The organism is Paenibacillus sp. FSL E2-0177 (assembly GCF_037992975.1).
Lineage (GTDB): Bacteria > Bacillota > Bacilli > Paenibacillales > Paenibacillaceae > Paenibacillus_AQ > Paenibacillus_AQ odorifer.
This window is the reverse complement of sequence record NZ_CP150307.1, coordinates 22,034-43,883: the sequence shown is the minus strand read 5'-3', so window position 1 is coordinate 43,883 and position 21,850 is coordinate 22,034. Positions and strand designations below refer to the sequence as shown.

General features: G+C 45.9%; 18 protein-coding genes, 3 rRNA genes and 1 riboswitch. Of the genes, 2 read left to right on the top strand and 19 right to left on the bottom strand.

The annotated features are described in order from the left end of the window. Window positions 1-143: 143 nt before the first annotated feature. From MHI25_RS00190 to MHI25_RS00180, 3 genes are all read right to left on the bottom strand, one after another. Window positions 144-1,310 (bottom strand): 3D domain-containing protein, encoded by a 1,167-nt coding sequence (locus MHI25_RS00190; RefSeq protein ID WP_076105834.1) that lies wholly within the window; start codon window positions 1,308-1,310, stop codon window positions 144-146. 285 nt (window positions 1,311-1,595) lie between these two features. Next, window positions 1,596-1,825, bottom strand: a riboswitch (cyclic di-AMP (ydaO/yuaA leader). A 198-nt stretch (window positions 1,826-2,023) separates the two neighbouring features. Then, window positions 2,024-2,794: a TatD family hydrolase gene (locus MHI25_RS00185; RefSeq protein ID WP_076179633.1), complete on the bottom strand. Its 771-nt coding sequence runs from the start codon at window positions 2,792-2,794 to the stop codon at window positions 2,024-2,026. A gap of 51 nt (window positions 2,795-2,845) precedes the next feature. Continuing rightward, the gene (locus MHI25_RS00180) at window positions 2,846-4,129 is read right to left on the bottom strand and encodes an HD domain-containing protein (protein ID WP_076186801.1); all 1,284 of its coding nucleotides are present in this window, start codon (window positions 4,127-4,129) and stop codon (window positions 2,846-2,848) included. 295 nt (window positions 4,130-4,424) lie between these two features. On the opposite strand from MHI25_RS00180, the gene MHI25_RS00175 reads away from it, so the two are divergent. After that, window positions 4,425-4,679, top strand: coding sequence for an AbrB/MazE/SpoVT family DNA-binding domain-containing protein (locus MHI25_RS00175; protein WP_036678829.1), 255 nt, complete (start codon window positions 4,425-4,427; stop codon window positions 4,677-4,679). Window positions 4,680-5,098: 419 nt separating this feature from the next. On the opposite strand, the gene rsmI is transcribed toward MHI25_RS00175, so the two are convergent. From rsmI to MHI25_RS00125, 10 genes are all read right to left on the bottom strand, one after another. Next, complete coding sequence (gene rsmI / locus MHI25_RS00170) at window positions 5,099-6,010, bottom strand: 16S rRNA (cytidine(1402)-2'-O)-methyltransferase (RefSeq protein ID WP_036678832.1); 912 nt, start codon at window positions 6,008-6,010, stop codon at window positions 5,099-5,101. Then, a complete protein-coding gene (locus MHI25_RS00165; RefSeq protein ID WP_036678833.1) occupies window positions 6,007-6,780 on the bottom strand; it encodes a tRNA1(Val) (adenine(37)-N6)-methyltransferase in 774 nt (257 codons plus the stop codon). The genes rsmI and MHI25_RS00165 overlap by 4 nt, the downstream gene beginning before the upstream one ends. Before the next feature lie 109 nt (window positions 6,781-6,889). Next, on the bottom strand, window positions 6,890-7,255 hold the full coding sequence (gene yabA, locus MHI25_RS00160; protein WP_036678835.1) for a DNA replication initiation control protein YabA: 366 nt from the start codon (window positions 7,253-7,255) through the stop codon (window positions 6,890-6,892). A gap of 30 nt (window positions 7,256-7,285) precedes the next feature. Then, window positions 7,286-8,086 (bottom strand): stage 0 sporulation family protein, encoded by an 801-nt coding sequence (locus MHI25_RS00155; RefSeq protein WP_036678838.1) that lies wholly within the window; start codon window positions 8,084-8,086, stop codon window positions 7,286-7,288. Window positions 8,087-8,225: 139 nt separating this feature from the next. Further along, window positions 8,226-9,200, bottom strand: a complete 975-nt coding sequence (holB, locus tag MHI25_RS00150) for a DNA polymerase III subunit delta' (RefSeq protein WP_340394791.1) — start codon at window positions 9,198-9,200, stop codon at window positions 8,226-8,228. A gap of 17 nt (window positions 9,201-9,217) precedes the next feature. Further along, window positions 9,218-9,661 carry a YaaR family protein gene (locus MHI25_RS00145; protein ID WP_036678842.1) on the bottom strand — a complete coding sequence of 148 codons (444 nt, stop codon included), beginning with the start codon at window positions 9,659-9,661 and terminating at the stop codon, window positions 9,218-9,220. Between the two features lie 51 nt (window positions 9,662-9,712). Further along, window positions 9,713-10,042 (bottom strand): cyclic-di-AMP receptor, encoded by a 330-nt coding sequence (locus MHI25_RS00140; protein WP_036678844.1) that lies wholly within the window; start codon window positions 10,040-10,042, stop codon window positions 9,713-9,715. A gap of 126 nt (window positions 10,043-10,168) precedes the next feature. Continuing rightward, on the bottom strand, window positions 10,169-10,810 hold the full coding sequence (gene tmk, locus MHI25_RS00135) for a dTMP kinase (protein WP_036678846.1): 642 nt from the start codon (window positions 10,808-10,810) through the stop codon (window positions 10,169-10,171). Then, on the bottom strand, window positions 10,811-12,349 hold the full coding sequence (locus MHI25_RS00130) for an aminotransferase class I/II-fold pyridoxal phosphate-dependent enzyme (RefSeq protein ID WP_340394790.1): 1,539 nt from the start codon (window positions 12,347-12,349) through the stop codon (window positions 10,811-10,813). Window positions 12,350-12,557: 208 nt separating this feature from the next. After that, window positions 12,558-12,743, bottom strand: coding sequence for a sigma factor G inhibitor Gin (locus MHI25_RS00125; RefSeq protein WP_036678851.1), 186 nt, complete (start codon window positions 12,741-12,743; stop codon window positions 12,558-12,560). 209 nt (window positions 12,744-12,952) lie between these two features. Between MHI25_RS00125 and MHI25_RS00120 the strand changes: the two genes are divergently transcribed. After that, a complete protein-coding gene (locus MHI25_RS00120; protein WP_076130063.1) occupies window positions 12,953-13,477 on the top strand; it encodes a hypothetical protein in 525 nt (174 codons plus the stop codon). A gap of 63 nt (window positions 13,478-13,540) precedes the next feature. Here the strand turns inward: MHI25_RS00120 and MHI25_RS00115 are convergent, their stop codons facing one another. The 6 genes from MHI25_RS00115 to MHI25_RS00090 all read right to left on the bottom strand — a co-directional run bounded on the left by MHI25_RS00115 (window position 13,541) and on the right by MHI25_RS00090 (window position 21,838). Next, on the bottom strand, window positions 13,541-13,954 hold the full coding sequence (locus MHI25_RS00115; RefSeq protein WP_036678856.1) for a hypothetical protein: 414 nt from the start codon (window positions 13,952-13,954) through the stop codon (window positions 13,541-13,543). A gap of 258 nt (window positions 13,955-14,212) precedes the next feature. Continuing rightward, window positions 14,213-14,329: ribosomal RNA gene (gene rrf, locus MHI25_RS00110) — 5S ribosomal RNA — on the bottom strand. Between the two features lie 128 nt (window positions 14,330-14,457). Then, window positions 14,458-17,383 (bottom strand): 23S ribosomal RNA (locus MHI25_RS00105). 261 nt (window positions 17,384-17,644) lie between these two features. Then, window positions 17,645-19,201 (bottom strand): 16S ribosomal RNA (locus MHI25_RS00100). Together the 16S, 23S and 5S rRNA genes form the textbook arrangement of a ribosomal RNA operon. A 424-nt stretch (window positions 19,202-19,625) precedes the next feature. Continuing rightward, window positions 19,626-20,777, bottom strand: coding sequence for an amidohydrolase family protein (locus tag MHI25_RS00095; protein WP_340394789.1), 1,152 nt, complete (start codon window positions 20,775-20,777; stop codon window positions 19,626-19,628). A gap of 2 nt (window positions 20,778-20,779) precedes the next feature. After that, window positions 20,780-21,838: an aminotransferase class V-fold PLP-dependent enzyme gene (locus MHI25_RS00090; protein ID WP_340394788.1), complete on the bottom strand. Its 1,059-nt coding sequence runs from the start codon at window positions 21,836-21,838 to the stop codon at window positions 20,780-20,782. Window positions 21,839-21,850 lie beyond the last annotated feature (12 nt).

Here is a 21,850-nt window from a genome sequence, read left to right as displayed (position 1 = left end):
AGAGGATTCGCTCCTCTTCTTTTGGTTAAAGAATGTATAAGTGATGAGCGGTTGCTCTGCGATCAACGAAATGATCATCCAGCGTTCCTTAACGGTTATCATCACTATAGCTTATCAAAGGATTTTTTGCAAAAGCTTCAGTTCTAGTTAAGCTCTGGTTTCACAGGTCCAATCACATAAACGGTACGTGATTTACGGCCGAAATTACGAGCATGGCTCAGGGAATCATAATAGACATCCACTTTATTGCCTTTAATGGCACCGCCAGTATCCTCTGCACGGCGGAATCCAAGCCCATCGATATAAACCCACCAGCCAATAGGAATTACATTCGGATCTACTGCAATTGTACGACCTTCCGTTACGCGTGTTCCGGAGGCAGTTTTAGTACCTATCCCTGGCTCTTCTGACGAATAAGCTGTCATGGAGACGTTCTTAATCATCTTCTTGTACTCAAAGTCTACGCCAGCCTTGCTTGTGACGTTCTTAGTCTTAGCGCTAACTTTAGTCGTTTTGGAGGTAGTGCTTGATTTGGAAGTTGTTGTAGCTTTAGCAACTACAGTAGGCTTAGGAAGTGCTTTAGTACCAACGGCAATGATCTTATCTTTTGTTACCGTTTGTACTTCCTTGCCGATCATGCGCATAGAGGCCAGTTCTCCGTCTTGATAGATCTTTTCAATATGCTGAACCATGACGCCTGGTTTGCCTGCCTGTGCCACTCTAACTGTTCCCACAGTAAGGGAGGGATCTGCTGTCTTAATAACACGGAAAGGTAAGTTAGTTGTTCGCTGTACCGTTTGCTTGTTGATACGAACGATCTTAATCTCCATGTCAGCAGAGATGGTGGTGTCTAACGAAGGAAAAATCTTATCATAGCCTTCTAGGTTGATACCCAGTTTGTCAATCGCTTGACCGATAGTGTCTTCGGTCGTATATAACGTTTTTGTTGCTCCGTCCGCAGTAAGGCTAAATTTCTGCGCACGATTGATAACGACACGGTCACCGTCTTTTATTTCATCACTCAGACCTAAAGATAATTCATCATGCGGCTGCAGCGAAATTTGCTCTTTCTCCAACACATCACCAAGAAGTGCTTCTCGCGTTTCAAGTGTCTGTGTTTGCCCGTCTATTACTAAAACTAATTGTTTATTACTTTGACCGTGTACGTACAGCAGAATTAACAGCGCGATTGCGATTGAAATCACACCTGCAAGTAAAAGTACGCGAGTATTTACTTGCTCCCACCGTAATGCGAAAGACCTGCTGGATGACTGCGAATCATGGGATACCTCTGGTTGGAATAAGCCCATTCTCTCCATCCTCCTTACATAGCCTCGTCGTCAATTTGTATATCATGAGGACTGAATTTCTTTGACGAAACTATTTGAGATTGTCACAGGATACGCACGTATTAACTTAGCGTCTCCTGCTCATGGATCGCCTGCTCGGCACAGCTACTCCCACACCTGTTATATAACAGTATGCGGGCAACATTCAGTTTATTCAAAAATAAAGAAGCCTAAAAAGAGTTCTCTTGAGGACTCTTTCGTGGCTTCTCCGATGTCAGAATACGCGGGAATGTTTGTGCACGAGGTTGCCTCTCTTACTTGCGCTTACGGGGTTAGCTGTCGGGTTCGGACGAAAGAGAGACGCCCTATTTCAGGTCACCCGCTCACGGCGGTTGCCCTTAAATTCACCCCAAAGACCACGTGAAGAAATCAAATATTGTTCTGCGGCAATTCCTAGTCGTATTCAAGATACAGGCATGCGGCAGTTCAATATTGGTTCCCCCGTTCTCCATACGGAGACTCAGCGAGACGATCCATGAATCAATGGCTGTCACAATAACAACAGCTCACATCACTGAAAAGATGATATCCTGTTTTGATGCATGTTGTAAAGGACGATTCAACCACGTTTACGCAAATATATGGTTAAAATATTGTAATAATCAGCCGTTTTTATATTAAAAAAGTTTAATATATCGGCCATTCTCTATTTTTCACCCGTTTTACTCCTGTTTTCAGACAATCCCAAATCGTTCCAGTGCGTTCGTATACGTAATTTTAGCCAATTCTTCCCATGTTAACCCTTTAATTTCAGCCGCAGCCTCTGCTACTAACTTCACATGAGCACTCTCATTTCGCTTGCCTCGGAAGGGGTGTGGAGTCAAATATGGAGCGTCTGTTTCGATCAATAATCGGTCCAATGGCGTCTGTGCAAGCACCTCTTTAGGCACTCTGGCATTTTTGAACGTGATCGGTCCTCCAAATGACAAATGAAATCCTAGATCTAGACACATTTTTGCGGTTTCCCAGCTGCCTGAGAAAGAATGCATTACGCCACCAATTTCATTTGCTTTTTCCTCCCGTAAAATCCGTACGACATCTTCATGGGCATCACGGTCATGTATGCAGATTGGCATTTTTAGTTCACGGGCTAGTCCAATTTGTTTGCGGAAGACCTCCTGCTGCACATCCTTGGGAGAGGTATCCCAATAATAATCCAACCCAATCTCTCCGATGGCCACCACTTTCTCATGGCTGCAAAGAGAGGCGATCCAATCGAGGTCCCCCTCTTTCATATCAATCGCATCCTGTGGATGCCAGCCCACCGCTGCATAAATATAATCATAAGATTCAGCCAGCTTCATCGTTGAAGGGATCGTTTCCCGATTAAATCCAATATTGATCATCTTGCTAACTCCGGCCTCTACTGCACGAGCTATAACTTCCTCGCGATCCTCGTCGAATTGAGGCGCATCTAAATGTGTATGAGTGTCGAACAGATACATTTTAAAGCTCACTCCTTGTTGTTTTTATCAATAGTTCCATAAATATTTGTATTATTTTGCAAAAATCTCTGCTACAGAAGAGGGCAACCGTGTAAGGGCTTTTTTCAGCTTATCCTGTGGGAAATATAGGTGATATCTGCCACGATGAATCCCGCTTATTGAGCGCACAATATCCGATACCTCTGAAATTTCCCGCAATTGCTCATTCCGATCAAGCAGTAAAATTTGATTATTGTCGAAGGCTGCTCCTGGACGGAACACATCATAAGGCAAATCTGTCGGATAATCAATCTCTAAGTCATATTCTGGGTTAAGTCCCGCTCCCGCAAAACTGCTGCGGATTTCCGTAATCATATCTGTATCCAAATTCTCGATCTCTACATATTTATACAGTTTACGATGAATAAAACGGGTACACAAGTCGCTTAATAACTCATCTTCTTCAAGGGTCCATTGCATAAAAGCAGTCTGTACCAGTGCCTCATCAAGCATTAAATATTGCTTCACTGTTACTTCTCCTCGAAAGAGATCTTCCAGCGGAGCGATCATAAAGCGAAATTTGTATCCCTCTTGGAACAACTCTTTAGCTCTACGGAAGATTTGACGCAAAATAATTTCAGAGCTGCGCGTCACCGGATGAAAATATACCTGCCAGTACATTTGATAACGCGACATTAAATAATCTTCAATGGCATGCATACCTGATTCTTTTACTACAATCCGCCCATTATAAGGACGAAGCATTCTCAAAATCCGATCAATATCGATGGTTCCATAGTTTACACCTGTATAGTACGCATCACGCAGCAAATAATCCATACGATCAGCATCCAGTGGACTGGAAACCAAATTGACAACAATTTCATGCTCATATGTCTTAGAGATAACTGAGGCTACTTTACGAGGAAAATCTTCCTCCACATCACGCAATATTTCGGTAATCTCCGTGTCCTCCAAAATAATCCGGCAGGTCCAATCCTCATGGTTCATTTCAAAAGCTTCTTCTATAGAATGTGAAAATGGGCCATGCCCTAAATCATGCAGCAAAGCCGCACACAAAGTAAGCAAACTTTCTTCTGGAATCCAATCCTTATACCCGCTGCGCTCAAATTGCGAAATGATTCTGCGTGTAATTTCATATACTCCTAAAGAATGAGAAAAACGACTATGCTCTGCACCATGAAAAGTGAGATATGAGGTACCTAACTGGCGAATCCGGCGTAAACGCTGAAATTCTTTTGTATTAATTAGTCGCCAAATAATCGTATCCTGTACGTGAATATAATTATGAACGGGATCCTTGAAAACTTTTTCTTCCGTGAGCGGCTGCTTCATGAGATCAACTCCTTCTAATAATTTAATATGATTTTAACTAATATCAGTATATAATAAGTAATTATGTCGTACTTTGTCGAAAAGTATCATTTTTGGTCTTGGTAAATCGACAAAATGCTTTCAGGGTAATTCTTAATTTTTATAGGGACATTCAAAGTTCTTATGGAAATTTTCTTATTCAGCCTATGAAAAAAGGTTGACTGATTTGGGAATCGTTGGTATTATAAGTATCATAAAACAGTGAACAATGTCGAATAATGACGTTTTTGGAACATTGAGAGGAGTAACGATTGTTATGATGAAATCAACAGGAATTGTAAGAAAAGTAGACGAACTTGGACGGGTTGTTATTCCTATTGAATTACGCCGTACACTTGGCATTGGCGAAAAGGACGCACTGGAAATTTACGTTGATGGCGAACGGATTATGCTTAAAAAGTATGAGCCTGCCTGCATTTTCTGTGGCAACGCTGAGAACGTAACTTACTTTAAAGGAAAAATAGTTTGTCATGAATGCATATCTTCCATCCCTACCCCTGTGACAAACTAAATTAAATAGTATATAATAGAACTAATCAAATTGTTAATTCTAACCTTTTCATATCTCCTTGACCTCCCGTGACCGCGGGAGGTATTTTTTATGTCTGGGTTTGCCCTCCTGGTTATCCCCTTCCTAAGGGCAATGTGCTTCAAGACGGAACTAGTAATACTTAGTTGTATTTCTTACAGTTATTTTAAATGCTTTTTACCATTAAACGAATTAATTGTATTTTGTACACTTATATTTCCTATATCTCCGTGAAATCAATCCTTTCCACCTTTATAACTGTATGAAGTACAACTAAACGAACAAATACATAAAAAAATTCAAAAATAACTGTACAAAATACATTTAACCCGCAGATAAATCATTCAAGCTCGAAACGGCTCCGAAAATCCTTAGTTATTCTAGGAATTCGTCTATAACACTTACTCTTCTGCTCTATCAAGCAACGCATTATAAATATCCCGTTTGGCTACACCCCGGTCTGATGCCGCTTTTTTCATAGCCTCTTTCCGTGGTACATCCTGTGCTTCGTAATGAGCTACATGATCTTCAATGCTTAACTGACGCCACCACGCCGATTCTGCGATTTCTGCATCTTCCTTGCTCTCCCCTTCTACGACAATAACATATTCGCCTAGCGGAGGATGTTCAGCCAGCCATAGTGTACATTCCTCAATCGAACCGCGTAGAAACTCCTCATATCTTTTCGTTAATTCACGTGCCAACACAATCTGGCGATTACCGAATGCTTCTTGAAGATGAGCAAGTGTCTTAACTACGCGATGGGGAGATTCGTAGAACAACAAAGTGCCTTGAGCCGAACGAAGTGGACTTAATACTGCTCGGATGTCCTTACGCTCTCGGGGAAGAAAGCCGATAAAGGTGAACGTATTCGTAGATAGACCAGAAGCGATCAAAGCTGACAACGCTGCGTTAGCTCCAGGGATAGGAATCACCGGAATTCCATGACTTATTGCAAGGGCTACAAGATCCGCTCCAGGGTCAGAAATCGCTGGTAAACCGGCATCGCTGACGAGTGCCAAATTTTTTCCTTCTATTATATAGCGTACAAGCTCAGGTCCACTGGCGGCCTTATTATGCTCATGATAACTAAACAACATCGAAGGTGAAATCTCAAAGTGGCTGAGTAATTTTCGGGTCTGTCTCGTATCTTCCGCGGCAATAATATCACATTCCTGCAATGTACGGACTGCACGATAGGTCATATCCTCCAGATTACCGATAGGTGTAGCCACCAGAAAAAGCGACCCTGTTGTCTCCTGAGTACTGGTATTAGTCTTGTTTTGAAAACTGCTTTGGCATGATATCGTCATGATTTACCCTCTTTAGCACCATAGTAGATGTCCATAATCTCTGGACAGTATTGATTGTCCTCATTATATACGATGAGCGGTGGTTGTAAACGAACCTCAGGCTTTCCATCACGTGCGGCTTCGATTAATACCATATTTGCCTCCAGGTGGGCACGTGGATGTACAAACCGAATAATCTTTGGCTCGAGTCTATATTGTCTCATAAGACTGATAATATCAACCAACCGTTGTGGTTTATGAACCATACTTACCTTTCCGCCCGTCCGAACCAATCGCACACAAGCCTGAATGACCTCCTCCAGTGTACAGCCTATCTCATGGCGAGCCATAGCTTGATGGTTGTTCAGCTTCAGATCACTGCCATTAAGCGGCATATAAGGAGGGTTCACCGTTATTGCATCATACACACCATGTCCTGCGGTAGTATATAACTCGCGCAAATCACCTTCATGAATTACAACCTGATCCTGAAGGCCATTTAGAGCCACGCTACGACGAGCCATATCAGCTAAACGAGGTTGTATTTCAATGCCTTCAATAGAAGCTTTTGTCCGGGTAGTCATTAAAATCGGTATTACACCATTTCCCGTACAAAGATCTAGAACTCTTCCACGTGGCGGAACACTGGCGAAACGAGCAAGCAATACAGCATCCATAGAAAAACTAAATACTTCATCACTTTGAATAATGCGCAGATCATGTGTTAGTAAATCATCCACCCGCTCCGTCGGTAACAAGGGGACAGATATATCATTAAAAGAATTCGTCATTTAATAATCTCCTAAAGGTTTTGTTGAGAAAAACTTGCTTCAAAGCCATATGCCTATGGGCTAAAATTCAAAAAAAACCGTAGGATTAATCTCCTACGGCTGGATATCCTCATTTATTAAGAAAAGAAAGACAGAACAGACAGTCACCTTCCGTGCGTAAATGTCCAAAATAAACATTACAGATGTGAAAGCCTTCGTGGTAAAGCCGAGCCAAGTTGTCATAACCTTCCCCGACAACCTCTTCTGTTCCCTCTCCGGTAGCTAAAAGAGCTTCCGCCTCCGCAGAATCTACGGTAGGATCCAAAGGTGCATCCCGCTTTAAAATTTTGCGAAGCTGTTCATTCTCCAGAGTTAACCTCTGGTTAGCTTCCATCAGTTCTTTTACCGTCTGTTTCCATTCTCCAAGATTGGCGCGCATCGTTTCCATCTGCGCTTCCATATCCTGCATGTGTGCAAATATATTTTTCTTCTCCAAGTTTCCACCCCGAAAGTAACCTTATATGGTTTACTTGACGACAACATCATCCATTGGAAGTTCCTTAACTTTGCCCACTTCAAACAACTGTACATGAACCGTACGGTTTCCGGCATTGATTCCTACTACTTTGCCATCCCCCAATGAGGTCACGACAATCTTGCCGACCGCTGGCATTTCTTCCTTTACACTCTCATAATTGTCATGCTCAAATTTCAAACAACACATCAGACGTCCACAAAGTCCGGAAATCTTCGTCGGATTAAGTGAAAGGTTCTGATCCTTGGCCATTTTTATGGATACGGGTTCAAAATCCCCTAACCAAGAGGAGCAGCAAAGCACTCGTCCACAAGGTCCAAGTCCACCTAGCATCTTAGCTTCATCACGTACCCCAATTTGCCGAAGCTCAATGCGGGTCCGAAAAATACTTGCCAGATCCTTAACCAATTCTCTAAAGTCAACGCGTCCTTCAGCCGTAAAGTAAAATATAATCTTATTACGGTCAAAAGTAAACTCTACATCTACGAGCTTCATTTTGAGGCCGTGGTCGCGTATTTTATTTAAACAGGTGGTAAAAGCCTCCTTAGCGGCGCTTTTGTTCTCCTCAACAACGCGTGCGTCGGTTTCTCCGGCAATACGCATCACTTTTTTGAGGGGTAGTACAACATCGGACTCCTCCACCTCTTTTTTGCCTACGACAACCTTACCGTATTCCACCCCACGTGCTGTCTCAACAATAACACATTGATCTCGTTCAATCGGAAAATCAAGTGGATCAAAATAATATATTTTACCCGCTTTTTTAAAACGGACACCTACTACGCTGTACAAAAATTAACCCCCTTGTTTGCCGGTAAAAGGAACCTATGGGCATGTCCGCTCCCTGATGATCCATGCTTGTCCTTCCTCGTCTGTTAAAACGATACTTCCAGGTAAAGCGACATCCGGAGGATATATCATTGCTAATCCTTTAACTTTCCAGTCGGATTAAGAACTGCTCCAGACACAACTGGGCATTGGCATTGGAACGCAGCTTCTTAGTACTCTCTGCAGCATATCCCATATAAGCCACCCATTGTTCCGCACTGCGCCCACGGGCATGCCTGGAAATAAAGTCTAACTGATCTATAAAAACGATACTTTCGTGCTTGCGGTACAGGAAGTAGAGCATATCTTTAAACCATAGATGGAACATGCTGAAAAGGATATCCAAATGTTCAGCGAGCCCAGTCTTGAACAGCTTCTGCCCGGCAGTTGATACCGTGGAGCTGCCCTTGCTTAAGGACTCCTTAGCTAATTGTAACACTAGATTTCTCATTTCTGCAAACCAATTCTGTTCCAAAAGTTCCCTGCAACCATCAAGTCCCGAACTAAGTGATACTGCACATCGAGCTAAGGGGATCGGCACACCCTCACTTGCTAGCGCTTGAAGCATAATATCCGGATTTAACGGACTAAATGGGATCCGCTGAGTCCGTGACTGAATCGTCGGCAATAAAGAACGACTATTATCAGATATTAGGATTCCTACTGCCGGAGCTGGCGGTTCTTCCAGAAACTTCAACAAACTATTGGCAGCTTGTACCGTCATTTTGTCTGCCCCATCTATAATATAAACCTTTGGATTCACACCCTCAGATCGATAGGAAAAGACACGCTGCAGCTCACGGATCTGATCTATTTTTATGCTTGCACCGTCGGGCTGCAGCAATGACAAATCAGGATGGTTTCCATGCTCAACCTTTCGGCACTCTAGACATTCGCCACAGGCGTCATCCTTGCTTTCCGTGCAAAAAATTGCTTGGGCAAACATCAGCGCCGTCTTCATTTGTCCACTGCCTGCTGGTCCTGTAAATAAATAAGCATGGCTCACAGCGTCCTTGCGCAAGGCATTTTGGAGTAGCCGTTTAGCATGCTCCTGGCCTACTATATCATGAAAAGGCATAATTTCCTCCCAAAACTTTAAAAAGAAAGGTTGATTAACAACCCGCGAATTTCTCCAACACGTCCCAACAGATCTATTCGGCCCTGCTCACTATTCAGCAGATCGTCTGCCATAGATAGCAAAGCCGCATCAATTTCCTCAAGCAGCTTGTAACGCTTACCCCGCCCACGTCTATCCCATCCACGTGTCTCTTTCAGTATAACGCCTCTACGAGCGGTTTCTTCCAGAAACCTTTTGATCATCATCCGGTAAATGGTGAGTTCACGAATGGTCATAGACTTAGATAAACGGTCGCCTTGTGACTGTATTTCTTTGATCTGGCGGTTTAGTTCATCTTTGGTTTTCTGTTCACCTTGCTGCTGAAAAACGTCAGAGAACGATTTCTGCTGAACAGGCTTATTAGCCCCTTCTGCATTTGGAAGCTCACTCTTTAAGGGCCTATATCCCGGATTGATCTTCAAAGGTTATCTACCGCCCCTTTTTTGTAAATGACTTGCTCATTTATATTATACTTAATAATGTTCGAAACGATCTACAGGAAGCACGAATACAGTAGCGCCACCGACCTGTACTTCAACAGGGAGCGGTAAATAGGAATCCGTCGTGCCACTCATCGGAGTTACTGGAGTGACTAGTTGTTCACGCACTTTACAGCTGTTACGGATAACGTTCAATACAGCTTCGATCTGACTGTCTTCCACCCCAATCATAAATGTCGTATTTCCCGCCCGCAGAAATCCACCTGTACTTGCGAGTTTGGTAGCACGGAAATTGGCTTTTACTAGCTCACTGGATAACCGGTTACTGTCTTTATCCTGGATAATTGCAATGATCAACTTCATCTTCGCATTCCCTCCCAAAAAAGTTTTATGGAGTATTACTACTTAATGTGTTCTTAGTAGTAACCTCACTTCATAAGCAAACGCTTAGTTATATGCCACTTCTCTTATTATATTAGACAAAACACCCTAAAAACCCTTTAATACTCTCTCTTCAAGAGTTCTCACGATATCTTGTTCTACCAGATGAATAGGGCGGTTTGCATCAAGAACTACTATTCTCTCCGGATTCGCCTTAATTAATAAATGATAACCTTCACGAACCTTCTGATGAAAGGCAAGACTCTCCATATCCAGACGATTGACTTCGCGATCTTGATTGGCCGCAATCCGTGATAATCCAATCTCAGGGTCTACATCCAGATAAAAGGTTAGATCGGGCATGCGATTTCCAATAGCAAAACGGTTAATACTCCACACCTCTTCCATACCTAATCCTCTTGCATGTCCTTGATAAACGAGACTGCTGTCTACAAAGCGGTCACAGAGGACTGTAAGCCCTTCTCTAAGAGCTGGCTCTACTACTTCAGCGAGATGTTGGCTTCTTGATGCAGCGTACAGCAATGCCTCTGTACGTGCATCCATTGCAGTATGGGCAGGATCCAGAATAATAGAGCGAATTTTTTCGGCGATTTCTATGCCTCCAGGTTCACGTGTAATTCGATAGGGCATGGACCGATTCTGCAAATATGCTGCTACTCTGCCCAGTACCGTTGTTTTTCCGGAGCCTTCGCCCCCTTCTAATGTTATGAAGAAACCTTCTTTGCCCACTTATACTTCTCCGCCCTTCTGAATGTTGTATACCTTAATACGCTGTAAGACCGGATCAGCACAAGCCTGGAACTTCGCGCCTCCATAAGCTAAACCAGTCAGTCTTTGCTGTATCTGATCTGTGATGACCTCACCCGGATATAATAATGGAATGCCTGGTGGATAGGGAATTACCATTTCTGCAGCTACTCTCCCCACGCTGTGTTCAAGATTAATACTTTCTACCTCATTGGCTGACACCGGCTTCAAAGAGAAGGGAACGGGTACCGAGATTTGTAAAACATTCAAATTGTTCCACGTGGAAATATTTTGAGATTCTAAAATGCCAGCGGTGTGCGGTGATTCGGATGTAACCTCCGAATCTATTTCCCGCAGCGCCTGCAATAACCTTGCTGCATGTTCAGCCTTCGAACCGAGGCTGAACAGCAGCACTACGTGCCGGTCGTCACTCATCTCCGGCACACAGCCCTTAGCCTCGAGCCTGCGCTGCAGCTCGAAACCGCCTAGGACCCCGGTGGCGTCATAAATGACGACTTTGAAGGGGTCCTGCGTCTCGTACGCCGCCTTATGCAGCGGCGTGCCGTCGTGCAGCGGCTCTGCCGGCTGCACCAATCCATAGCGCGGCAGCTCGGCAAGGCCGCGCCGCAGGACATCCACGGCGGCCAGCCCCGCCGTGAAAGCATCGCTGCCCCGGCTGTGCAGCAGCCGCCGGGCAAGATCAAGCGACGCCATCATAGGATATGATGGGCTGGAGCTCTGCACCATGGCGAGCCGCTGCGAGAGCAGGGCGCGGTCGAGCCGCTGCCCTTGAACATGCAGCATAGCGCCCATGGTCATCGCAGTGAGCATCTTGTGCGTGGACTGCACTACGCCGTCCGCGCCACAAGCAAGCGCCCCGGCAGGCAGTGCCGGGTGCTGCCCGTAATGCGCCCCATGCGCTTCATCGACAAGCAGCGGTACACCGCTGTCGTGGCAAATACGCGCGAGGGGCGCAAGGTCACTGCCCATGCCGTAGTAATTGGGCATGGTGACAAATACAGCGGCGGCTTCAGGATAGGCTGCAAGTGCAGCCTCAACAGCTTCTGCCGCCGGCGCTACTGCCAAGCCGCTGAGTGGATCAATCAGCGGTTCGACGAAAACAGCCCTCACTCCAGCTAACATAAGACCATGAATCACTGATTTATGCACATTTCGTTGAAGAATCAGAATCATTCCCGGCTCGGGGCAAGCCGTTAGAATCAGCGCCAGGTTACCCGCCGTACTTCCGCCAACTAGAAAAAAACTCTCCTCTGCTCCAAAGCAATCAGCAGCCAACTCCTGTGCTTCCTTAATGACTCCCTCAGGATGATGAAGATCATCCGTGCCGGTAATCTCCGTAACATCGTACTTCATGACCTCATCTAGAAACCCAGCGCCTTCTACGCCATCATATGCCGCTCCATTTTTATGTCCCGGCACATGATAAGATATATTACCCACAATTCTATATTGCTCCAGCATTTCGTATACAGGTGCCCTACATCGTTGTAATTTATTCATATTAAATTCCTTCCCATAGGGTTCCTTCTATTTTAACGTAAATATTCAGAAACTCCTATGTTTCCTCATAAAAGCATCTGACTGAACAGCAAAACGGCTCCCCCCGCTTAAACAACGAGGAAGCCGTATATGAATATCTCTAATGCAGCCCTTATATCTTTCATCCAGACTGCTCTCTTATCCGCATCAATTAACAGAGTTACTCTACTTAAGCGTTCTTTTGCAATCCGATCTTCTTCATCTGGCCAATAAAAAAACGGTACTTAGCATCTTCTGCCTCGGTACGGATCATTTCTGCCTCACAATCCTCACAAATAAAATGCGAGACAATCACAATACCTTCTTCTTTTTCCTGCCCACAAATGATACAAGCTTGCCCGGTTTGCTGTTCCATAACCATCCCACCTTGACTCTTTTAAGAACAGTATGATACACCTTCTATCATTTTAAACCTTTTCATAGTTTTTTCATATCCTTCGTTTCGTGTATTATATATATTCCGCTGCCCCTATATCGGTGAATATTCGCCCATAGTTTAATAAAATGCTTTCATTCGCCGATATTAAGAACATATGAATCTGTGAGGAGGTTAGTCTATTTTATATGGAACCCAACACCAAAGGCGCTGCTACATTCTATCAATATAAATTAATCAAAAAAATTAATCTAACGGCACCTCTGCTGCGTGTTTATATTTTGCTCCCTCTTTTGGTCCTTGTGCTCGAGACAGTCTTTCTTTCTTGGTGGAGTATTCTCTACTTAATTATAGCTGCTCCGGTTATGTTCTGGGTTCAATATGTTATTTCACGCTCAGTACTTCTAATCTCCGGGCATCCTATTTCAAAAAGATGGTCCATCTCATTTAAAATCCCGTGGCTTGGCTTCATGCCAGATCAACACATTAGTTACCGCATTTTCCGTAAAGTACAGTTACATAATTTTTATATTGGTCTTTGTATCGCAGCTCTCTTTATTTTTTGGTCACCACCGGCATTTACAGTATCCCTGATTATTTGCCACTTGTGGCTTTTATTGCCCCGTCTCTATACACTGTTCAAAATAAATCAACGCAACAAGGAAGGCATGCTTAAGTTTAATCCAACCGATGCCTCCTATTACTCTCAATAGATTACGATTAATCTGTATTCGCATATAAATAAATAATCGCCATCCATAAAGGACGGCGATTATTTATTTTGTCTTAAGACCTTTAATTAAGGCCTTCTTTTCTTTAGGGATCATAACTATAAAATAATCATCATGCACTGTTAAATGAACCGTTACTCCATCCTTCTGAAAAACACCAGATGAATCGGTATTCTCCTCTTCCTGTTCAACCCATCCCCAGGCCTTAATAGTATCCATATACTCCTCTGGGATGCCGTTCTTCTCCTTTAATCCAGGTAAAGAATAACGCACATAATCCATAGCAACGTTTGTCGTAGTCTGGTCTGGTGAGTACGCCTCTTGGGGCACAGGGAAATTTTTCTCGTTTAGCGCACCCTCAAAAGCATCCCAGCTGGGCGCTTTCGTACCGCAGCCTGCCAGTATTAAAGCTACTATACACGAAAAAATTAATATCTTAATAATTCTTGTTTGTTTCATGCCTTAAATCCTCCTTACCTCCACAATGCATCTAAAGACACAAGAAAATTCAAAGTTAGAATTTATGAGTAGTTCCTTCGTATTAGAGATGTTGCTTATTATTTGCACTTATCTATTATACTTGTATCGACCTCAGCGTCGGTAACAAAAATGTCACTCAATTACTGCCCCTTCAGATGTTGTACTCCCCTTCAAACAACACTCTTGTCCAAAAAAAACAAAAAAGCCACTGCTGATAAATCAACAATGGCTTAATGTGCTTGGCAACGTCCTACTCTCCCAGGACCCTTCGGTCCAAGTACCATCGGCGCTGGAGGGCTTAACGGTCGTGTTCGGGATGGGTACGCGTGGAACCCCTCCGCTATCGCCACCAAACATGCGTCTGTGAAACAGACGCTGCCGCGTGAAATTCAGTTCATCACCAGAAGTGACAATGAATTTCTAAGCGTGTTACAGGCTTGATGCCTGAAAACTGAATCCGAAACGAATCTGCATTCTACGTATAGGATAAGCCCTCGACCGATTAGTATTGGTCAGCTCCATGCATTGCTGCACTTCCACCTCCAACCTATCTACCTCGTCGTCTTCAAGGGGTCTTACTAATTGGGAAATCTCATCTTGAGGGGGCTTCACGCTTAGATGCTTTCAGCGCTTATCCCGTCCGTACGTAGCTACCCAGCCATGCTCCTGGCGGAACAACTGGTGCACCAGCGGTACGTCCATCCCGGTCCTCTCGTACTAAGGACAGCTCCTCTCAAATTTCCTGCGCCCACGACAGATAGGGACCGAACTGTCTCACGACGTTCTGAACCCAGCTCGCGTACCGCTTTAATGGGCGAACAGCCCAACCCTTGGGACCTACTTCAGCCCCAGGATGCGATGAGCCGACATCGAGGTGCCAAACCTCCCCGTCGATGTGGACTCTTGGGGGAGATAAGCCTGTTATCCCCAGGGTAGCTTTTATCCGTTGAGCGATGGCCCTTCCATGCGGTACCACCGGATCACTAAGTCCGACTTTCGTCCCTGCTCGACTTGTAGGTCTCGCAGTCAAGCTCCCTTATGCCTTTGCACTCTGCGAATGATTTCCAACCATTCTGAGGGAACCTTGGAACGCCTCCGTTACTCTTTAGGAGGCGACCGCCCCAGTCAAACTGCCCGCCTGACACGGTCCCCGTACCCGGTAAGGGTACTAGGTTAGAACCTAGATACGATCAGGGTGGTATCCCAACGGCGCCTCCACCGAAGCTTGCGCTCCGATTTCTACGGCTCCCACCTATCCTGTACAGATCGTACCCAAATTCAATATCAAGCTGCAGTAAAGCTCCATGGGGTCTTTCCGTCTTGTCGCGGGTAACCTGCATCTTCACAGGTATTAAAATTTCACCGGATCTCTCGTTGAGACAGCGCCCAAGTCGTTACGCCATTCGTGCGGGTCAGAATTTACCTGACAAGGAATTTCGCTACCTTAGGACCGTTATAGTTACGGCCGCCGTTTACTGGGGCTTCGGTTCATAGCTTCGGGTTACCCCTAACCACTCCCCTTAACCTTCCAGCACCGGGCAGGCGTCAGCCCGTATACTTCGCCTTGCGGCTTCGCACAGACCTGTGTTTTTGCTAAACAGTCGCTTGGGCCTTTTCACTGCGGCCCCCTCGTGCTATTCACACTACCGGGGCACCCCTTCTCCCGAAGTTACGGGGTCATTTTGCCGAGTTCCTTAACGAGAGTTCTTCCGCGCGCCTTAGAATTCTCTTCTCGCCTACCTGTGTCGGTTTGCGGTACGGGCACCTTCTCCTGGCTAGAGGCTTTTCTTGGCAGTGTGAGATCATGACCTTCGCTACTATAATTTTCGCTCCCCATCACAGCCCAGCCTTAATGATGTGCGGATTTGCCTACACATCAGCCTCACTGCTTAGACGGACATCCATCAGTCCGCGTCACTACCCTCCTGCGTCACCCCATCGCTCATACCGGATTACGGTGGTACAGTAATTTCAAACTGTTGTCCTTCGACTACGCCTTTCGGCCTCGCCTTAGGTCCCGACTTACCCTGAGCGGACGAGCCTTCCTCAGGAAACCTTGGGCTTTCGGCGGATCAGATTCTCACTGATCTTTTCGTTACTCATACCGGCATTCTCACTTGTGTAGTGTCCAGCGCTCTTTTCAGTACACCTTCAACCCCTACACAACGCTCCCCTACCCCAGATACATACGTATCTAGCCATAGCTTCGGTGGTGTGTTTAGCCCCGTTACATTTTCGGCGCAGAGTCACTCGACCAGTGAGCTATTACGCACTCTTTCAATGGTGGCTGCTTCTAAGCCAACATCCTGGTTGTCTGTGCAACTCCACATCCTTTCCCACTTAACACACACTTGGGGACCTTAGCTGATGGTCTGGGCTGTTTCCCTTTTGACAATGGATCTTAGCACTCACTGTCTGACTCCCGGCAATAAGTATATGGCATTCGGAGTTTGACTGAGCTTGGTAATCCTTGCGGACCCCGCACCCAATCAGTGCTCTACCTCCACTACTCTTATACCGAGGCTAGCCCTAAAGCTATTTCGGGGAGAACCAGCTATCTCCGAGTTCGATTGGAATTTCTCCGCTACCCCCACCTCATCCCCGCACTTTTCAACGTACGTGGGTTCGGGCCTCCAGTGCGTGTTACCGCACCTTCACCCTGGACAGGGGTAGATCACACGGTTTCGGGTCTACGTCCACATACTAATTCGCCCTATTCAGACTCGCTTTCGCTGCGGCTCCACCTTCTCGGCTTAACCTTGCATGTTAAACGTAACTCGCCGGTTCATTCTACAAAAGGCACGCCATCACCCATTAATAGGGCTCTGACTTTTTGTAAGCACACGGTTTCAGGTTCTATTTCACTCCCCTTCCGGGGTGCTTTTCACCTTTCCCTCACGGTACTGTTTCACTATCGGTCGCCAGGTAGTATTTAGCCTTAGCAGATGGTCCTGCTGGATTCATACGGGGTTTCACGTGCCCCGCACTACTCGGGATCCGTCTCGGAGAGAATACAGTTTAGGTTACAGGGCTTTTACCTCTATCGCAGGCCTTTCCAGACCTCTTCACCTACCATATTCCTTTGTAACTCCATGTGAGACGTCCCACAACCCCTAAGAGCAAGCTCTTAGGTTTAGGCTGTTCCGCGTTCGCTCGCCGCTACTGACGGAATCACTATTGTTTTCTCTTCCTCAGGGTACTTAGATGTTTCAGTTCCCCTGGTCTGCCTCTACATTTCCTATGTATTCAGAAATGAGTAACTGCGAATTACCACAGCTGGGTTTCCCCATTCGGACACCCCCGGATCAAAGCTTGCTTACAGCTCCCCGAGGCAGTTTCGTTGTTCGCCACGTCCTTCGTCGGCTCCTGGCGCCTAGGCATCCTCCGTGTGCTCTTATTAGCTTAACCTTGATTTTTCCGCAGGAAAATATCATACGATACATTCTCTTTGGAATCATCTCACTAATAACATTTACTTGTTTGCACAAGTTGCTAAAAGATGTTCTAAAACGCAAATTCGTTTCGGTATCCAGTTTTCAAGGATCAAGTCTTACTTGAGAGCTTAAACTCTCAAAACTGAGCAACGAGTGAGTAACAGGCCTAAACCTGAGTTTTGGAAGCTGAGCTTCCGATTTGAATGTTCTCATTGCAGAGAACGATTCTCCATAGAAAGGAGGTGATCCAGCCGCACCTTCCGATACGGCTACCTTGTTACGACTTCACCCCAATCATCTACCCCACCTTCGGCGGCTGGCTCCCTTGCGGGTTACCCCACCGACTTCGGGTGTTGTAAACTCTCGTGGTGTGACGGGCGGTGTGTACAAGACCCGGGAACGTATTCACCGCGGCATGCTGATCCGCGATTACTAGCAATTCCGACTTCATGCAGGCGAGTTGCAGCCTGCAATCCGAACTGAGACCGGCTTTGATGGGATTGGCTCCACCTCGCGGCTTCGCTTCCCGTTGTACCGGCCATTGTAGTACGTGTGTAGCCCAGGTCATAAGGGGCATGATGATTTGACGTCATCCCCACCTTCCTCCGGTTTGTCACCGGCAGTCACTCTAGAGTGCCCAGCATTACCTGCTGGCAACTAAAGTTAAGGGTTGCGCTCGTTGCGGGACTTAACCCAACATCTCACGACACGAGCTGACGACAACCATGCACCACCTGTCTCCTCTGTCCCGAAGGCCGCTGCTATCTCTAGCAGATTCAGAGGGATGTCAAGACCTGGTAAGGTTCTTCGCGTTGCTTCGAATTAAACCACATACTCCACTGCTTGTGCGGGTCCCCGTCAATTCCTTTGAGTTTCAGTCTTGCGACCGTACTCCCCAGGCGGAGTGCTTACTGTGTTAACTTCGGCACCAAGGGTATCGAAACCCCTAACACCTAGCACTCATCGTTTACGGCGTGGACTACCAGGGTATCTAATCCTGTTTGCTCCCCACGCTTTCGCGCCTCAGCGTCAGTTACAGCCCAGAAAGTCGCCTTCGCCACTGGTGTTCCTCCACATATCTACGCATTTCACCGCTACACGTGGAATTCCACTTTCCTCTTCTGTACTCAAGCCACCCAGTTTCCAGTGCGACCTCAGGTTGAGCCCAAGGTTTAAACACCAGACTTAAATAGCCGCCTGCGCGCGCTTTACGCCCAATAATTCCGGACAACGCTTGCCCCCTACGTATTACCGCGGCTGCTGGCACGTAGTTAGCCGGGGCTTTCTTCTCAGGTACCGTCACTCCGGTAGCAGTTACTCTACCGGACGTTCTTCCCTGGCAACAGAGCTTTACGATCCGAAAACCTTCATCACTCACGCGGCGTTGCTCCGTCAGGCTTTCGCCCATTGCGGAAGATTCCCTACTGCTGCCTCCCGTAGGAGTCTGGGCCGTGTCTCAGTCCCAGTGTGGCCGTTCACCCTCTCAGGTCGGCTACGCATCGTCGCCTTGGTGGGCCGTTACCCCACCAACTAGCTAATGCGCCGCAGGCCCATCCCTCAGTGACAGATTGCTCCGTCTTTCATTCTTCTCTCAGGAGAAAAAGAAATTATCCGGTATTAGCTACCGTTTCCGGTAGTTATCCCAGTCTGAAGGGCAGGTTGCCTACGTGTTACTCACCCGTCCGCCGCTAAGTCATTTTGAAAGCAAGCTTTCAAAATGACTCCGCTCGACTTGCATGTATTAGGCACGCCGCCAGCGTTCGTCCTGAGCCAGGATCAAACTCTCCAATTAGTATTGAAAAGAGCGATATGCTCATTTTGAAACATCTGACGAGAAAATTAATTCTCTAATTTTGGATTTCACTTGCGTGATTTCCTACTCACTCGTTGTTCAGTTTTCAAAGATCAAGTTCTCGTTGGCGCCGTTTAATGTCTCAGCAGCAACTCTTATACTATATCATGTTCGGCTATTTAATGTCAAGCTCTTTTTTTAACTTCTTTTTCGAGCTCGGCATGTGTACTTCTTGGCCGGACTTAGAATATATCATGTATGGAGATGCATTGCAAGAGTTTTTTATATAAAATCAAAAGCATAAAACATCATCTATGTATTATCGTATTATAATAACTACCTCCCCTTATCATCTAATTATCTAGAAAGTAAAAAAACAACTGCAGAAGATAACAGTTGTTTTTTAGAAGAAGCTTAGACGATTCTAGATTAATTCCGCTTCCTTCGCTCCAGTAATTACGGCAATGATATTACTTCGAAGTGCCTCCGCATTGTGCGCTTCATATGGATCCACTTTGAAAACAACAGCATCTGCAATAAAACCTTCTGCAATTTTTCCCAGCTCGTTACCGCTCCCCAGAATATCTGCAGCACTTTTAGTCGCAGCCTGCCACGCTTCTCTCCGAGTTAAGCCATAATCAATCAATGTATCCAGTTCTTGAAGGTTATAGCCATGTAGTGCAGGTGTGGCATAATCTGTACCGAATCCAATACGAACGCCTTCTCTTTTTGCATAATGAATGGCCTTGGAATGACATTCGGCAGCGCGGGCAGCTCGGTCGCAAATGATCGGGTTCAACGCTAGAACGCCTTTTGGGTCTGCAGCAATACGATAAATTGATGTGGTGGGTACAAACGCTACCCTCGAGTTAGCAAGTCTTCCTGCCTGATCCTCAGTTAGAAACATCCCATGCTCTATTGATTCCACGCCGGCCTGGATGGACCAGTCTATCGTCACTCCGCCCCAGGTATGAACCAGTACCTTCTTATCATGGGCATGTGCATTACGAACAATGAACGAGAACTCTTCTTCGGAAAAGATCGGGTCAACGACTTTCTCGGTAGGTGCTCCAAGCCCGCCTGTGGCCATGATTTTTATCCAACCCGCTCCTGTAGCAAAGATTTCCGCCATGCGTTGTTCTAAATGCTTGAGACCACGGGCATCTGCTGCTCCAATCATATCGCTACTGGTCTGCACTCTTAATGGATGCTGATATTGCTGAACAAGATGCTGCACTGTGCTCGGCAGAATCCCACCTGCATCACGGGCAGTCGTTACACCCGTTCTAAGAGTAGCTTCAAAAGCTTGTGCCTGCATAATTTCGATCTCGTTGGCATCGCGCTTCAATTGATCAGAGTGGTCAAAATCTGTCCAAGCTAAATGCGTATGAAGATCAATAATACCCGGACTTAGCCACAGATCTGTTCCTGCAAGATTTGACTCTACTTGATGCGGATCCGCTTCAGTAATGGATGAAAAACGCCCATCCTTTATCACGACATCAAAACGTCTGCCTTCGATCCCTGCTATAAAAATGTCATTGAACGTTTGCAGCTCTGGATGCTTATGAATCATCTTCATTCCCCCCATGCCAGCCGAACAGCTGCTAATGCCTGAACAGGGTCTTGTTTCAACAGTTCGGCAAGCGTGGATATAGCCTTCTCCACACTTTGCCGCTCAGCATTCGTTCCAAAATGGTTGATCCGTAGAAGATGGCCAAATAATTCTCCGTCTCCGGGAGCCACAATGCCTATAGGCTGCTCAATCCGCAACTCTTGCTTTCCAGAAATCCGCACCGTTGTAGTCAGCGTAGAATAATGTCTGCTGTCCTTTTGCCAAGGCTCAAGCCCCAAGGATTTAATACCAGCTACAGCAGCTGCTGCGGCTCGCTCATGGCGTTTGATTACTTGATCCAATCCTTCTTCTTCAATTCGTGTCAAAGCTTGAGTCAAGGCTCTAGCCTCCAGCGTAGGAATGTTTGGGGCAACCCGCAATGGCGCGGCGTCTCCAAGTGATGGTTTCAGCTCCAGCAAGGATAAAATAGAATTGCGTGGAGCATTTTCATTCGACTCAAGAAATTCCCAGCCACGTGGAGAAATACTTACGGCACTAACACCGTTGGGTCCAGCTAAGGCTTTTTGCGCACCTATAACTGCAAAATCAACGGACCATTCATCCACCAGCAGGGCCTCTCCCCCAACCGCAGATACGGAGTCCGACACAGTAATTAGATTGAATTCTTTTGCAATTTCAAATATTTCTTTAGCAGGATTAGAGCCTCCAGTAACCACTTCAGCTTGAACAAAAGAAAGGGCACAAGGTTTAAACTCCTTAATCGCGGAAGCAACTTGGTCGCTAGTGACCACTTCATCAAAAGGAACCTTTACTTCAACAACCGTTGCTCCACCCCGCTCAAGCCATTTTCCAAATAAACTTCCATAAGGACCTGTTACTATATTTACAATGGTTCGACCAGGTGCAGCTATTCCGGCGGCTACCGCCTCGATTCCAAGGATTGCCTCAGCCGGAATGATAACTGGAGGGTGCTCAGTAAACAAGACTTTGGAAATTAAATGTGTTAGCTTACTGTACTCAGCCAGTGAAAGTGGCACGTATCCTTTATGTTCTCGGTTCATAAAAAAACCTCC

Excerpts from the sequence above, each read along its gene's own strand:
- MHI25_RS00190 (WP_076105834.1), bottom strand. The coding sequence starts at position 1,310 with ATGGGCTTATTCCAACCAGAGGTATCCCATGATTCGCAGTCATCCAGC.
- MHI25_RS00185 (WP_076179633.1), bottom strand. The coding sequence starts at position 2,794 with ATGTATCTGTTCGACACTCATACACATTTAGATGCGCCTCAATTCGAC.
- MHI25_RS00180 (WP_076186801.1), bottom strand. The coding sequence starts at position 4,129 with ATGAAGCAGCCGCTCACGGAAGAAAAAGTTTTCAAGGATCCCGTTCAT.
- MHI25_RS00175 (WP_036678829.1), top strand. The coding sequence starts at position 4,425 with ATGATGAAATCAACAGGAATTGTAAGAAAAGTAGACGAACTTGGACGG.
- rsmI (WP_036678832.1), bottom strand. The coding sequence starts at position 6,010 with ATGACGATATCATGCCAAAGCAGTTTTCAAAACAAGACTAATACCAGT.
- MHI25_RS00165 (WP_036678833.1), bottom strand. The coding sequence starts at position 6,780 with ATGACGAATTCTTTTAATGATATATCTGTCCCCTTGTTACCGACGGAG.
- holB (WP_340394791.1), bottom strand. The coding sequence starts at position 9,200 with ATGCCTTTTCATGATATAGTAGGCCAGGAGCATGCTAAACGGCTACTC.
- MHI25_RS00140 (WP_036678844.1), bottom strand. The coding sequence starts at position 10,042 with ATGAAGTTGATCATTGCAATTATCCAGGATAAAGACAGTAACCGGTTA.
- MHI25_RS00130 (WP_340394790.1), bottom strand. The coding sequence starts at position 12,349 with ATGAATAAATTACAACGATGTAGGGCACCTGTATACGAAATGCTGGAG.
- MHI25_RS00125 (WP_036678851.1), bottom strand. The coding sequence starts at position 12,743 with ATGGAACAGCAAACCGGGCAAGCTTGTATCATTTGTGGGCAGGAAAAA.
- MHI25_RS00120 (WP_076130063.1), top strand. The coding sequence starts at position 12,953 with ATGGAACCCAACACCAAAGGCGCTGCTACATTCTATCAATATAAATTA.
- MHI25_RS00115 (WP_036678856.1), bottom strand. The coding sequence starts at position 13,954 with ATGAAACAAACAAGAATTATTAAGATATTAATTTTTTCGTGTATAGTA.
- MHI25_RS00095 (WP_340394789.1), bottom strand. The coding sequence starts at position 20,777 with ATGATTCATAAGCATCCAGAGCTGCAAACGTTCAATGACATTTTTATA.
- MHI25_RS00090 (WP_340394788.1), bottom strand. The coding sequence starts at position 21,838 with ATGAACCGAGAACATAAAGGATACGTGCCACTTTCACTGGCTGAGTAC.